Origin of the sequence: Pantoea sp. BRR-3P (assembly GCF_039621635.1) — a bacterium.
In the GTDB taxonomy this organism is placed as follows: Bacteria; Pseudomonadota; Gammaproteobacteria; order Enterobacterales; family Enterobacteriaceae; genus Pantoea; species Pantoea floridensis.
The window spans coordinates 698,148-712,090 of the sequence record NZ_CP155066.1 but is presented as its reverse complement, the minus strand read 5'-3'; the positions used below and the strand labels follow the sequence as shown (position 1 = coordinate 712,090).

Below are 13,943 nucleotides of genomic sequence, written 5' to 3'. Positions count from 1 at the left end.
CGTGCCAAATAAAAGCAAAAGCCCCGCACAAGGCGGGGCTTCATTCGGACGATGCTGCCCGCAGGCAGCATACTCAGGCGATTATGCCTGGCCTTTAACTTCTTTCAGACCGTTAAACGGTGCTTTTTCGCCCAGCGCTTCTTCGATACGAATCAGCTGGTTGTACTTAGCAACGCGGTCAGAACGGCTCATAGAACCGGTTTTGATCTGGCCAGCCGCAGTACCTACCGCCAGGTCAGCGATGGTGGCGTCTTCGGTTTCACCTGAACGGTGTGAAATCACCGCGGTGTAGCCAGCATCTTTCGCCATCTTGATTGCAGCCAGGGTTTCGGTCAGTGAACCGATCTGGTTGAATTTGATCAGGATGGAGTTAGCGATACCTTTATCGATACCTTCTTTCAGGATCTTGGTGTTGGTTACGAACAGATCGTCACCAACCAGCTGGATTTTGTCGCCCAGCACTTTGGTCTGGTATGCGAAACCAGCCCAGTCAGATTCGTCCAGACCATCTTCGATAGAAACGATTGGGTACTGTTTGGTCAGGTCTTCCAGGAAGTGCGTGAACTCTTCTGAAGTGAAGGCTTTGTTGCCTTCGCCAGCCAGCACATATTTGCCGTCTTTGTAGAATTCAGATGCTGCGCAGTCCATCGCCAGAGTGATGTCTTTGCCCAGCTCATAGCCCGCTGCTTTTACCGCTTCAGCGATAACAGCCAGTGCTTCGGCGTTAGAACCCAGGTTTGGTGCATAGCCACCTTCGTCACCGACTGCGGTGTTCATGCCTTTAGACTTCAGCACTTTCGCCAGGTGATGGAACACTTCAGAACCCATACGCACGGCTTCTTTCAGGGTTTTCGCGCCAACCGGCTGAATCATGAACTCCTGAATGTCGACGTTGTTATCCGCATGCTCACCACCGTTGATGATGTTCATCATTGGCAATGGCATAGAGAATTTGCCCGGAGTGCCGTTCAGGTCAGCGATGTGTGCATACAGCGGCAGGCCTTTAGAGGCAGCAGCAGCTTTAGCAGCAGCCAGTGAAACCGCCAGAATGGCGTTTGCACCGAAGTTAGATTTGTTCTCAGTACCGTCCAGCTCGATCATGATCTTATCGATGTTCGCCTGGTCTTTCGCGTCTTTGCCTTTTACCGCTTCAGCAATCGGACCATTAACCGCAGCAACAGCTTTGGTTACGCCTTTGCCCAGGAAACGAGATTTGTCACCGTCACGCAGCTCCAGTGCTTCACGAGAACCGGTAGATGCACCTGATGGCGCAGCAGCCAGACCAACGAAACCGCCTTCCAGATGCACTTCTGCTTCAACAGTTGGGTTGCCACGGGAGTCGATGATTTCGCGACCGATGACTTTTACGATTTTGGACATTCGATTTTCCTCAGTACAAGTTAGTCAATCCTAAGACAAACAACGCGCGAAAAGTTCGCGCGCTGCTCGTGAAACTTACTTCGCTAAACGCTTCTGGTGCTCCTGCGCGGCTTTTACAAAGCCAGCGAACAGCGGATGACCATCACGCGGGGTCGATGTGAATTCCGGGTGGAACTGACAGGCAACAAACCACGGGTGATTCGGGATCTCAATGATCTCAACCAGCTGATCGTCGCCGGAACGACCGGCAATATGCAGACCCGCCGCTTCAATCGGCTTCAACAGCATATTGTTTACTTCGTAACGATGACGGTGGCGTTCGGTAATGATTTCAGAACCGTACAACTGACGCACCTTGCTTTCCGGCGTCAACTGGCACTGCTGGCTGCCTAGACGCATGGTGCCGCCCAGATCGCTCTGCTCAGTACGCTGCTCCACGTTGCCCTCTTCGTCACGCCATTCGGTGATAAGCGCCACCACCGGATACTTACAGTCTGGCACAAATTCAGTAGAGTTCGCGCCTTCCATACCGGCAACGTTGCGGGCAAATTCCATCAGCGCAACCTGCATACCCAGGCAAATACCGAGATAAGGCACATTGTTCTCACGGGCGTATTGCGCCGTCATCATTTTGCCTTCCACACCGCGGTAGCCGAAGCCGCCAGGGATCAGAATAGCATCAAGATCTTTCAGTAATTCGACACCGCGCGTTTCCACATCCTGCGAGTCGATCAGCTTGATATTCACGGTCACGCGATTTTTCAGGCCGCCGTGTTTCAACGCTTCAATCACCGATTTGTACGCATCCGGCAGTTCGACATATTTGCCGACCATACCGATGGTCACTTCGCCACCCGGATTAGCTTCTTCGTAGATAACCTGTTCCCATTCGGCCAGGTTCGCTTCCGGCGCGTTCAGATTGAAACGCTTGCAGATGTAATCATCCAGACCTTGCGACTTCAGCATGCCTGGAATTTTGTAGATGGAATCCACATCTTTCAGGGAAATAACCGCTTTTTCCGGCACGTTACAGAACAGCGCGATTTTAGCGCGTTCGTTGGCAGGCACCGCACGGTCCGAACGGCAGATCAGCACATCTGGCTGAATCCCGATCGACAACAGCTCTTTCACTGAATGCTGGGTTGGCTTGGTTTTCACTTCGCCTGCGGCCGCCATATAGGGCACCAGCGTCAGGTGCATATACATGGTGTGTTCACGACCGACATCGACCGCCATCTGGCGAATCGCTTCGAGGAACGGCAGAGATTCGATATCACCCACGGTACCGCCGATCTCAACCAGAACGACGTCATGACCTTCGCCACCTTCAATAATGCGTTCTTTGATGGCATTAGTGATGTGCGGGATGACCTGAATCGTGGCGCCCAGATAGTCGCCGCGACGCTCTTTGCGCAGCACTTCTGAGTAGATACGACCGGTAGTAAAGTTATTGCGGCGCGACATTTTGGTACGGATGAAGCGCTCGTAGTGACCTAAATCCAGATCGGTTTCGGCCCCATCATCGGTAACAAACACTTCACCGTGCTGCGTAGGGCTCATGGTACCCGGATCGACGTTGATGTACGGATCGAGTTTCATGATGGTCACATTCAGACCACGTGCTTCAAGGATGGCTGCGAGGGAGGCTGCGGCAATGCCTTTCCCCAGAGAGGAAACGACCCCGCCGGTCACAAAAATATAATTCGTTGTCATGCTGAACCTGAGAGTTTAGGTTTAAAGACGGTGGAATAACCAAGACGGGAAAATAGTATACCCGAAGTCGTCTTAAGCCACAATTGATGAATCACACCATCCTCCTACGCATGTAGGCCGGTAACATAGCGGATAGCGGGGGGTGAAATGTTGATGTACGTCACAAAGTCACCGCAAGGCTGAATCGAGTAAGCTCAAGCGGTGAAATTATGCGCAGCGCTGGAATAATCACCAGATTACGCTTAACCTTTGTTCTCGCTAACTTTAACCTGCTGCCAGGCCTCTTCCATCTGAGCCAAAGTTGCATCGCTCATCGCTAGCCCTTGCGATGCGATAATTGACTCAACCTGGCGGAAGCGGCGCTCAAACTTATCGTTAGCTTTCTGCAAAGCAACTTCCGCTTTGCTGCCTAAATGGCGCGACAAATTGACGGTGGCGAAGAGTAAATCGCCGATTTCCTCTTCCAGCTTGTCGTTATCGACCACCGCTTGCTGCGCTTCATGCATCACTTCATCAATCTCTTCATGCACTTTATCCAGCACCGGGCCGAGATTGTTCCAGTCGAAACCGACCGTGCTGCAACGCTTCTGAATTTTGTGCGCGCGCATTAAGGCAGGCAACGCTTTGGGAATGTCATCTAAAACTGAATGCTGCGATTTTTCCGCGCGTTCACTGTGTTTGATCGCTTCCCAGTTTTTCAGCACGTCTTCGCTGGTTTCAGCCTGAACGTCGCCAAAAATGTGCGGATGACGCCGCTCAAGTTTGTCACTGATGGCATTGCAGATATCGTCGAAATTAAAGCGCTGCTGCTCATCGGCCATTTGTGCGTAGAACACCACCTGAAACAGCAGATCGCCGAGTTCACCGCGTAAATCATCAAAATCCTCGCGCTGAATAGCATCGATGACTTCGTAGGTTTCTTCCAGCGTGTAAGGCGCGATGGAGGAGAAGGTCTGCTGACGATCCCACGGGCAGCCACGTTGCGGATCGCGCAGGGTTTGCATGATGGTGAGCAGGCGGTTTAACGGGGTCATGAAGGGATCCTTTGGGGCTGCTATGTAAAAAGGTCGCCATGAATGGCGACCCCACGGCTACATTTGTAAGGCCGCCATTTATGGCGTAATGCCGCTCACTTAAGCAAAAAAATGCCTGTTTATGCAGGTGCGCATGAATGCGCACCCTACGAAAACCCGGCGATATCCACGTAGGGTCACCATTCATGGTGACCGATTCATGCTTAACTGACGAGCATTACGCCATTTATGGCGACCCGCTAAATCAATGCAAACGGCGCGCGTCGATAATATCCGGCACCTGATTAAGACGCGCCAGCACGCGGCCGAGCACCTGCTGGTTATAGATCTCAATATCCATATCGATGGTGGCAAGCTGCTTTTTGGTATCGCTGCGGCTGGAAACGCCCAGTACATTGACCTTTTCGTTAGCCAGAATCGTGGTGATGTCACGCAGCAGACCGCTGCGATCGTTGGCGGTGACGCGCACCACCAGCGAGTAACCGCTGGAGTAATCTTCGCCCCACACGGCATCAACGATACGTTCCGGCGCGTGGGAAATGAGTTCGGTTAACTGGTCGCAATCCGCGCGGTGAATCGAGATGCCGCGACCTTGCGTGATAAAGCCCACGATATCATCACCGGGAATCGGCTGGCAGCAGCGTGCGATGTGGTGCAGTAGATTGCCCACGCCTTCCACCACCACGCGTCCGCTCTCTTTGCGTGAAGACGATGCATGCGACTTCTGCGTCAGCTGGCGCAGCGCTTCGCGATCTTCCTCTTCCGCACTCGGCTTGTTGAGCTTGCCCTGCAGGAAGTTCACCATCTGATTGAGGCGAATATCACCGCCGCCAATCATCGCCAGCAATTCATCCTGCGAGCTGACGTTATAGCGCGGCAGCAGCAGTTTCTCGGCCTCGCGCATGCTGATATCCATCTGATTCAGCTCGCTTTCGAGGATCTGACGGCCGGCAATAATATTTTTGTCACGATCCTGCTTACGGAACCAGGCGTGAATTTTCGAACGGCCGCGGCTGGTAGTGATATAGCCGAGGTTCGGATTCAGCCAGTCGCGGCTTGGATTTGGCTGCTTTTGGGTGATCACTTCAATCTGATCGCCCATCTGCAGCTGATAGGTGAACGGTACGATGCGTCCGCTGATCTTAGCGCCAATGCAGCGGTGGCCGATATCGCTATGAATATGGTAGGCGAAATCGAGCGGCGTTGAGCCCGCTGGCAGATCGACCACGTCGCCTTTCGGCGTAAACACGTACACGCGATCGTCAAACACCTGGCTGCGCACCTCTTCCAGCATCTCGCCAGAATCGGCCATCTCTTCCTGCCAGGTAATCAGCTTACGCAGCCAGGCAATGCGTTCTTCGTGTCCCGCCGCGCCGCGCGCGTTGCTGGTGGTCGGCCCTTCTTTGTACTTCCAGTGCGCCGCTACGCCCAGTTCCGCATCTTCGTGCATTTGACGCGTACGAATCTGGATTTCAACCGTTTTGCCCTGCGGGCCCAGCACCACGGTATGAATGGATTGATAGCCGTTGGGTTTCGGATTAGCGACGTAATCGTCAAACTCACTCGGCAAATGGCGGTACAGCGTGTGCACCGTTCCCAGCGCGCCGTAGCAATCCTGCAGACGCTCAGCGACAATACGCACCGCGCGTACGTCAAACAGTTCATCAAACGCTAATGACTTCTTCTGCATCTTGCGCCAGATGCTGTAGATGTGTTTCGGGCGGCCGTACACTTCTGCCCGCACGCCCTCTTTCTGCATTTCTGCGCGCAGGTTCTCAACGAAGCTCTCAATATACCCTTCGCGGTCGATACGGCGCTCATGCAGCAATTTAGCGATGCGCTTATATTCATCGGGGTGCAGATAGCGGAAGCAGTAGTCTTCCAGCTCCCATTTGAGCTGACCGATACCCAGGCGATTGGCCAGCGGCGCGTAGATATTGGTGCTCTCTTTCGCCGCAAGCACGCGCTCATCTTCAGGCGCATCTTTCATTTCACGCAGATGCGCAATGCGTTCGGCGAGCTTGATGACCACGCAGCGGAAATCTTCCACCATCGCCAGCAGCATACGGCGGACATTATCCACCTGCTCAGAGGCCATCGAATCGTTATGAATCGCTTTCAGCTGGCGAATGGCATCCATATCGCGTACGCCGTGCACCAGCATGACAATGCCTTTGCCAAACGCTTGCTCCAGATCCTCTTCGCTCACCACATCGGCATTGGCTAGCGGAAACAGCAGCGCAGCGCGCAGGCTATCAATGTCCATGCTGAGCATGGTGAGGATTTCCACCATCTCAATGCCACGCCACAGCAGCAGAGCCTGATCAGGATGGTTGTGCGTTTCGGCTTCACAGTAGCGCCACGCATCCGCCAGTCGCTGGCAAGATTGCGGATTGTTGATACTTAAACTGGCGATCCACTGGTCAAGGGCAAACTCACCCGCCGTATTTAAATGCGCACTTCTAACCGCAACCATATCCTCTCCTGCCACAGCGATGTGGACATCGCTTATGTTTTGCTAAATAGCACCATGGACTCGAGATGACTGGTATGTGGGAACATATCCAGCATCGCAACCCTTTCCAATTGGTAGCCCGCTGACAGCAATGTTTGACTGTCGCGTGCAAGTGTTGTTGGGTTACAGGAAACATAGACCACACGTTCCGGCGCAAGTTTAACCACATGCGCCATTACGCCCGCAGCCCCAGCACGTGCTGGATCCAGTAACACCTTGTTAAATCCCTGCGTCGCCCAAGGCTGACGCGTCACGTCCTCTTCCAGGTTATGCTGGAAAAAGCGAACATTCCCAAGATTATTCTGGGATGCATTATACGCTGCCTGTTGCACTAATGCTGCAACACCCTCCACACCTACTGCATTTTGTACGAATTTTCCCACAGGCAAAGTGAAATTTCCCATGCCACAGAACAGATCCAGCACGCGATCTTCTGGCTGTAAATCCAGCCACTCAATGGCTTTTGCCACCATCTGCTGGTTCACCCTATCGTTCACCTGAATAAAATTTTGCGGGCTAAAAGTGAGAGGTAAATCATAAGAACGATAAAACGGTTCGCGATCGCTCAGGGCCTGCAAAGTGTCACTGCCATCAGCCAAATAGAGCATTACCTGCTGCTCATGCGAAAAGCGTTCCAGCTTTGCACGATCGCCTAGCGATAACGCATCAAGATGACGAAGTACCATCAGCGGACCATTGTCTGCCAGCACCAATTCAACGTGGCCCAAACGTCGAGCCGCGCTTAGTTCACTCAGACAGCGGTACAACGGCGCTAACAACGCTTCAAGTTCGGGCACCAAAACCGGGCATTGCTTCAGTTCAACCAAATCATTGCTGGCCGCCTGACGAAAACCCATTTGCAGACGCTGCTGTTTTGGCTGCCACTGCACCCCTAAACGGGCACGACGGCGATAGCCCCAGGCATCGCCGCTGATAATCTCATCAACGGTAACCGGCAGTGGCGCATCACGGCTCAACATACGGCTTAATGCGCGCGCTTTGCTCTCCTGTTGTAACGCCACCGAGGCATGCTGTTGCTGGCAACCGCCGCACACGCCGAAATGAACGCAGCGCGGTTTTTCACGCTGTGGGCTAGGATTGATAATCTTGGTAGCTTTGGCGCGCGCATACTGACGCTTATCTTCCTGCACCGTAACGTCCGCCTGTTCACCCGGCAGCGCACCGCTAACAAACATCGCCTTGCCTTTATGGCGCGCAACACCTTGTCCAAAGGGATCAAGGTCTTCGATGGTGACGGATAAGCGTTGCTTTGTCGCCACACGCTGTTTTGCCGAGTAAAATTGCGCCATAGTATTGTGAAATCTCTATTTTATTGGGTGTGCAGCCAATCACGGCCGTTGCACAGGGATAAAAAATGCCAGGAGTCGCCAGGCCACAATTATGACCAAATATAGCCTGCGGGCGCGAATGATGATTTTGATACTGGCGCCAACGCTGATGATTGGCCTGCTGCTCAGTACCTTCTTCGTGGTTCACCGCTATAACGAATTACAACACCAAGTGCAGGACGCCGGGGCGAATATTATCGAACCATTGGCGGTCTCCAGTGAATACGGCATGACGTGGCACAATCGCGATGCCATTCGCGAGTTAGTGAGCCTGCTACATCGTCGCCACTCTAATATTGTCCGTGCCATCACCATTTTCGACAACAATAATCACGTCTACGTCACCTCGAATAACAATCAGAATCTGGCACTGCTGCAAAAAGAGGACATCTCCACGCTGGAAGATAGCGTCTCCGTTGAGCGCCAGGGCAATTTGATGATCCTGCGCACGCCGATTATTTCTGAACGCTACTCGGTAGATGAACTCCCGGGCGAAGATGCTAAACCTGCGGGCAATCCGTTAGGTTATGTGGCCATCGAGTTGGATCTGCAATCGGTGCGGCTGGAGCAGTACAAAGAGGTATTTGTTGCCACGCTGCTGCTGCTGTTTTGCTTGTGCATCGCCATGCTGTTTGCCTATCGCCTGATGCGCGATGTCACCGGGCCGATTCGTAATATGGTGACCACCGTTGACCGCATTCGCCGCGGTCAGCTCGATAGCCGCGTCGATGGCTACATGCTGGGTGAACTGAGCATCCTGAAGAACGGCATTAATGCCATGGCGATGTCGCTTACGGCTTATCACGAAGAGATGCAGCAGAATATCGATCAGGCAACTTACGATCTGCGTGAAACGCTGGAACAGCTGGAGATTCAAAACGTTGAGCTGGATCTGGCGAAGAAGCGCGCCCAGGAAGCGGCGCGCATTAAGTCCGAGTTCCTTGCCAATATGTCGCACGAGTTACGCACGCCGCTCAACGGCGTCATCGGTTTTACCCGTCAGATGCTAAAAACCGGGCTGAGTACCAACCAGCGCGATTACATGAGCACCATTGAGCGCTCGGCCAATAATTTGCTCAGTATCATCAACGATGTGCTGGATTTCTCGAAGCTGGAAGCCGGCAAGCTGGTACTGGAATCCATTCCCTTCCCGCTACGCGCCACGCTGGATGAAACGCTGGTGTTATTGGCACCCTCCGCGCATGACAAAGGGTTGGAAATCACCGTCTGCCTGGAAAAACAGGTGCCAGACAATGTGATTGGTGACCCGCTGCGTCTACAGCAAATCATGATCAACCTGATTGGCAACGCCATCAAATTTACCGAGCACGGTCATATTGATCTGCGCGTTGAACTGCGCAGCATTAACACGACACGTGTCGAGCTGGAAATACAGGTACATGACACCGGTATCGGCATTTCTGAACAGCAGCAGTCGCAGCTGTTCCAGGCATTCCGCCAGGCCGATGCCAGCATTACACGCCGCCACGGCGGTACCGGTTTAGGCCTGGTTATCACGCAAAAACTGGTGAGTGAAATGGGCGGTGAGATTGCGTTCCACAGCCGTCAAAATCAGGGTTCGACGTTCTGGGTACACATTCATCTCGATCTCAATCCGAACGCCCCCACCATTCCGCGCATGTTGGGCGATTTACGCGCCACGCCGCTCGCCTATATTGAGCCACATCCTGCAGTCGCCAAAGCGGTGCAGGAGATGCTGAGCATCACGCCGTTACAGGTGCAGCATTTCACCACTCTGGAAGAGATGCCCGATACGCACTTCCCGCTGCTGTTGATGGGATTGCCGGTTTCAGAGACCCATCCTGCCACGCTATCCGATGCCTTAATAAAACAGCTGCACGCGCGCGCTGATTCCGTGCTGCTGGCGCTGCCCAGCGAAATGATGCTGTTTGCCGACGATCTGCGGGCTCGCGGCATTGCGGGCTGCATTGCGAAACCGGTATCACTCACGCGCCTGCTGCCAATGTTACTGGATTTAGATGACTGGCAGCGTGATGCGCAGCCGCGAGGAACGCGGCAGCCGCTCACGGTAATGGCGGTGGATGACAATCCCGCCAATCTGAAACTGATTGGCGCCCTGCTGGAGGAGCAGGTACAGCACATTATTCTGTGTGATAACGCCGAGCAGGCCATTCGCCAGGCACGCCTGCACAAACTGGATGTGATTTTGATGGATATTCAAATGCCGGATATTGATGGCATTCGCGCCAGCGAAATCATCCGCAGCCTGCCGCTGCATGCCACCACGCCGATTGTTGCCGTTACCGCGCACGCGCTGGATGGCGAGCGTGAGCAGCTGATTAATGCTGGCATGAATGACTATCTGGCCAAGCCGATTGATGAAGATAAACTCAGCCAGTTACTGCAGCGTTATGCGCCACCTCGCGCGGCGCCACAGCCGCTGCGGCCGGATGTTGCGCCGTCGCTGGATTGGGCGCTGGCACTGCGTCAGGCCGCGAATAAACCCGATTTAGCCCGCGACCTGCTGCAAATGCTGCTCGATTTCCTGCCGGAAGTGGAAGAGCGCGTTGAAAGCGCGATGGCGAGGAACGATGTGGTTGGCCTGCGCGAGATTATTCACAAGCTGCACGGCAGCGCCAGCTACAGCGGCGTACCGCGTTTGAAACAGCTGTGTCAGCAGCTGGAGAAGAGTCTGCATCATGAGAGCGATATCGAGGCGCTTGAGCCGGAGCTGCTGGAGTTAAGCGATGAGATGGCGAACGTCGCGCGTGAGGCGAGGAAGCTGTTAGCGTTGGGTTAATGTTGTGCCACGTTTCCCCTCACCCCAGCCCTCTCCCGCAAGCGGGCGAGGGGACTGTCCTATGCGGAGTTGGAGATGAGTGCAAAATACTTCACCTCTACGAACGGTTCACTCACCCACTAGCGGCCGACGGGGCCGTCCTATACGAAGTTGAATTTGAGTGCAAAATACATCGCCTGTCCGAACGGTTCCCTCTCCCACTTGTGGGAGAGGGTTAGGGTGAGGGCAACAGGAAAAACCATCATAACCCCTGCCCCGCCTTTATCGTCGCCGCCACATTGCGCGCCGTGAGCCGCACATTCTGCTCGGCATTAGCCAGCGCGTCGTCCAGCGTGCAGATGCTAAACAGTACGCTAAACACCGCATCCAGCCCGTGTTCGTGCACCACGCTGACGTCAGCCGTCAAGCTTCCGGCAATACCAATCACCGGCTTGTTAAACTGCTTCGCAACTTTAGCCACGCCAATCGGCACCTTGCCGTTGATGCTCTGACTATCAATGCGCCCTTCACCGGTAATCACCAAATCAGCATCTTTTACCTGCTCGGCCAAACCCAATGCTTCGGTAACAATCTCAATACCGCTGCGTAGCTCGGCCTGACAAAATGCGTGCAACGCCGCGCCCATGCCACCCGCCGCACCACCGCCGTCAATATGCAGCACGTCAATATCCAAATCGCGGTGAATAATGTCGGCGTAGTGTGCCAAAGCCTGGTCCAGCTGCTGCACCAGCGCTGGCGTCGCCCCTTTTTGCGGGCCGAATATCGCCGAGGCGCCTTTATCACCGGTCAATGGATTGGTGACATCGCAGGCCACTTCGAAGCGACACTGCTTGATGCGTGGATCAAGCTGCTCAATATCAATCCGCACCAGCTGTGGCAACGCGCCGCCACCGAAGGCAATTTGCTCGCCATGCTCATCCAGTAAATGCGCACCAAGCGCCTGCACCATGCCGGATCCGCCATCGTTGGTGGCAGATCCGCCAATGCCGATAATGACGTGGTCGACACCGCGATCGAGCGCATCTTTAATCAGCTCACCGGTGCCAAATGAGGTGGTAATCAGCGGATCGCGCTGCGCGGCCGGCACGAGTTCCAGCCCGCTGGCCGCCGCCATTTCGATAAACGCGGTGCGCGCGTCACCTGATAAGCCGTAGAACGCATCCACGGGTTTGCCGAGCGGTCCTGTAACCGTCAGCCGGACAATGTTTCCCTGCGTTGCCGCCACCATCGCTTCAACCGTGCCTTCGCCACCGTCGGCAACCGGTATTTTCACGTAGTCAGCTTCAGGAAAGATCTCGCGGAAACCCGCTTCAATCGCCGAAGCCACTTCCAGGGCGGATAAACTCTCTTTATATGAATCCGGTGCGATGACAATTTTCATAGGCAATCCAGCGCGGTTGATGACGGACATCCGTCCTTGCTATGGCAGCGAGCCGCCCGGCATCCGCAGACGCCGGACGCATGCACTACCGGGTGATCTCAACTTTTGCTAATTTTTCATAATAGCAGGCCAGCGCGCTATGATCCGACGTACCCTGTCCGTCCACTTTTAGCGCCTGCATCATCTCCATCACCGCGGCAGTCAGCGGCAGATGCGCGCCAATCTCGTGTGAAGTGTCCAGCGCATTGGCCAAATCTTTGATATGTAAATCGATACGGAAGCCCGGCTTGAAGTTACGATCCAGCACCATCGGCGCTTTGGCATCCAGCACGGTGCTGCCCGCTAAGCCTCCACGAATGGCCTGATACACCAGTTCCGGATTTACGCCCGCTTTGGTTGCCAGCGACAGCGCCTCCGACATCGCCGCGATGTTCAGCGCCACAATCACCTGATTGGCCAGCTTCGTGACGTTACCCGCGCCGATGTCGCCGGTTTGTACCACCGAACCCGCCATCGCTTTCATGATGTCGTAACACTGGTCGAATACCGCTTTATCACCGCCAACCATCACTGACAAGGTGCCTTCAATCGCCTTCGGCTCGCCGCCGCTCACTGGCGCATCGAGCATTTTGATGCCTTTCGCCGCCAGCGCATCGTGCACTTCGCGGCTGGCTAACGGTGCGATGGAGCTCATATCGATGACGATAAGGCCAGGCTTCGCGCCTTCAATAATACCGTTGGGTCCCAGGCAGGCTTCTTTTACCTGCGGTGAGTTCGGCACCATAGTAATCACCACGTCAACCTGCTCGGCTACCTCTTTAGCCGTTTTGGCCACGGTCGCACCCAGCTCAACTAATTCTGCTTCGTTGCTGGCATTGTGGTCACGCACCACCAGCGTATAACCGGCTTTCACCAGGTTCTTACTCATCGGTTTGCCCATGATACCGAGGCCGATAAATCCAATTTTCATTGCCTTTCCCCTACGTCAGTTATTTTTTGAATTTGTCACACAGCGCCTGCGTGGCGTTGCGGAAAACACCCAGATCGCTGCCGACCGCCACAAAGCTGGCGCCCCACTCCAGGTAGCGACGTGCATCGGCTTCAACCGGCGCCAGAATGCCGCTCGGTTTACCCGCGGCTTTGGCGCGTTCAAATACGTGTTTAATCACTTTCAATACTTCAGGATGTGCCGGTTGACCGAGATAGCCCAGCGCCGCCGACAGATCGCCCGGTCCGACGAAGATGCCATCAACGCCATCCACCGCAGCGATGGCATCAATGTTGTCTACTGCCTGCTGGGTTTCGATCTGCACCAGAACGGTAATGTTGTCGTTGATGGTGCTGTTGTAATCCGGCAGCGTGCCGTACATGTTGCTGCGATGCGAAACCGATACGCCGCGAATGCCAGCCGGTGGGTAGCGGGTGGAAGCCACCGCGCGAATCGCCTCTTCCTCGGTTTCCACAAACGGCACCAGGAAGTTGTAGAAACCAATATCCAGCAAACGCTTGATGATAATCGGTTCGTTGCACGGCGGACGCACCACCGGCGCGCTGTGGCTGCCCTTCAGCGCCATCAGCTGCGGCACAAAGGTAGTGATGTCGTTCGGCGCATGTTCGCCATCCAGCACCAGCCAGTCAAAGCCCGCCAGTCCCAGCACTTCGGTGGTGAGTGGATTAGCCAGCGCACACCAGCTGCCAATCAGGGTTTCTCCTGCCAGCAAACGGCGACGAAAATTGTTCGGCCAGGCATTGCTCATTGTTTTCACTCCTGTCGGTTACAGCAGGCTCC

9 protein-coding genes are annotated in these 13,943 nt (G+C 54.6%); 1 reads left to right on the top strand and 8 read right to left on the bottom strand.

The features are described from left to right. Positions 1–81: 81 nt before the first annotated feature. The 5 genes from eno to rlmD all read right to left on the bottom strand — a co-directional run bounded on the left by eno (position 82) and on the right by rlmD (position 7,952). The gene (gene eno, locus AAGR08_RS03200; protein WP_097096241.1) at positions 82–1,380 is read right to left on the bottom strand and encodes a phosphopyruvate hydratase; all 1,299 of its coding nucleotides are present in this window, start codon (positions 1,378–1,380) and stop codon (positions 82–84) included. A 75-nt stretch (positions 1,381–1,455) separates the two neighbouring features. Further along, entirely contained in the window at positions 1,456–3,093 is a 1,638-nt protein-coding gene (gene pyrG, locus AAGR08_RS03195; RefSeq protein WP_007891723.1) for a CTP synthase (glutamine hydrolyzing), read from the bottom strand. A 242-nt stretch (positions 3,094–3,335) separates the two neighbouring features. Beyond that, the gene (gene mazG / locus AAGR08_RS03190; RefSeq protein WP_345828490.1) at positions 3,336–4,127 is read right to left on the bottom strand and encodes a nucleoside triphosphate pyrophosphohydrolase; all 792 of its coding nucleotides are present in this window, start codon (positions 4,125–4,127) and stop codon (positions 3,336–3,338) included. 244 nt (positions 4,128–4,371) lie between these two features. Beyond that, positions 4,372–6,603 carry a GTP diphosphokinase gene (gene relA, locus AAGR08_RS03185; RefSeq protein ID WP_097096237.1) on the bottom strand — a complete coding sequence of 744 codons (2,232 nt, stop codon included), beginning with the start codon at positions 6,601–6,603 and terminating at the stop codon, positions 4,372–4,374. Between the two features lie 32 nt (positions 6,604–6,635). Then, a complete protein-coding gene (gene rlmD, locus AAGR08_RS03180) occupies positions 6,636–7,952 on the bottom strand; it encodes a 23S rRNA (uracil(1939)-C(5))-methyltransferase RlmD (RefSeq protein WP_345828489.1) in 1,317 nt (438 codons plus the stop codon). A 91-nt stretch (positions 7,953–8,043) separates the two neighbouring features. Between rlmD and barA the strand changes: the two genes are divergently transcribed. Next, on the top strand, positions 8,044–10,773 hold the full coding sequence (barA, locus tag AAGR08_RS03175) for a two-component sensor histidine kinase BarA (protein ID WP_345828487.1): 2,730 nt from the start codon (positions 8,044–8,046) through the stop codon (positions 10,771–10,773). A gap of 241 nt (positions 10,774–11,014) precedes the next feature. On the opposite strand, the gene AAGR08_RS03170 is transcribed toward barA, so the two are convergent. The 3 genes from AAGR08_RS03170 to garL all read right to left on the bottom strand — a co-directional run bounded on the left by AAGR08_RS03170 (position 11,015) and on the right by garL (position 13,911). Beyond that, positions 11,015–12,154: a glycerate kinase gene (locus AAGR08_RS03170; RefSeq protein WP_345828485.1), complete on the bottom strand. Its 1,140-nt coding sequence runs from the start codon at positions 12,152–12,154 to the stop codon at positions 11,015–11,017. 85 nt (positions 12,155–12,239) lie between these two features. Beyond that, the gene (garR, locus tag AAGR08_RS03165; RefSeq protein WP_345828484.1) at positions 12,240–13,124 is read right to left on the bottom strand and encodes a 2-hydroxy-3-oxopropionate reductase; all 885 of its coding nucleotides are present in this window, start codon (positions 13,122–13,124) and stop codon (positions 12,240–12,242) included. A 19-nt stretch (positions 13,125–13,143) separates the two neighbouring features. Next, positions 13,144–13,911, bottom strand: a complete 768-nt coding sequence (gene garL, locus AAGR08_RS03160; protein ID WP_007891731.1) for a 2-dehydro-3-deoxyglucarate aldolase — start codon at positions 13,909–13,911, stop codon at positions 13,144–13,146. Positions 13,912–13,943 lie beyond the last annotated feature (32 nt).

What these genes read in the sequence shown, in the direction of transcription:
- barA (WP_345828487.1), top strand. Translation starts at nt 8,044, where the DNA reads ATGACCAAATATAGCCTGCGGGCGCGAATGATGATTTTGATACTGGCG.
- relA (WP_097096237.1), bottom strand. Translation starts at nt 6,603, where the DNA reads ATGGTTGCGGTTAGAAGTGCGCATTTAAATACGGCGGGTGAGTTTGCC.
- mazG (WP_345828490.1), bottom strand. Translation starts at nt 4,127, where the DNA reads ATGACCCCGTTAAACCGCCTGCTCACCATCATGCAAACCCTGCGCGAT.
- AAGR08_RS03170 (WP_345828485.1), bottom strand. Translation starts at nt 12,154, where the DNA reads ATGAAAATTGTCATCGCACCGGATTCATATAAAGAGAGTTTATCCGCC.
- pyrG (WP_007891723.1), bottom strand. Translation starts at nt 3,093, where the DNA reads ATGACAACGAATTATATTTTTGTGACCGGCGGGGTCGTTTCCTCTCTG.
- eno (WP_097096241.1), bottom strand. Translation starts at nt 1,380, where the DNA reads ATGTCCAAAATCGTAAAAGTCATCGGTCGCGAAATCATCGACTCCCGT.
- garR (WP_345828484.1), bottom strand. Translation starts at nt 13,124, where the DNA reads ATGAAAATTGGATTTATCGGCCTCGGTATCATGGGCAAACCGATGAGT.
- garL (WP_007891731.1), bottom strand. Translation starts at nt 13,911, where the DNA reads ATGAGCAATGCCTGGCCGAACAATTTTCGTCGCCGTTTGCTGGCAGGA.
- rlmD (WP_345828489.1), bottom strand. Translation starts at nt 7,952, where the DNA reads ATGGCGCAATTTTACTCGGCAAAACAGCGTGTGGCGACAAAGCAACGC.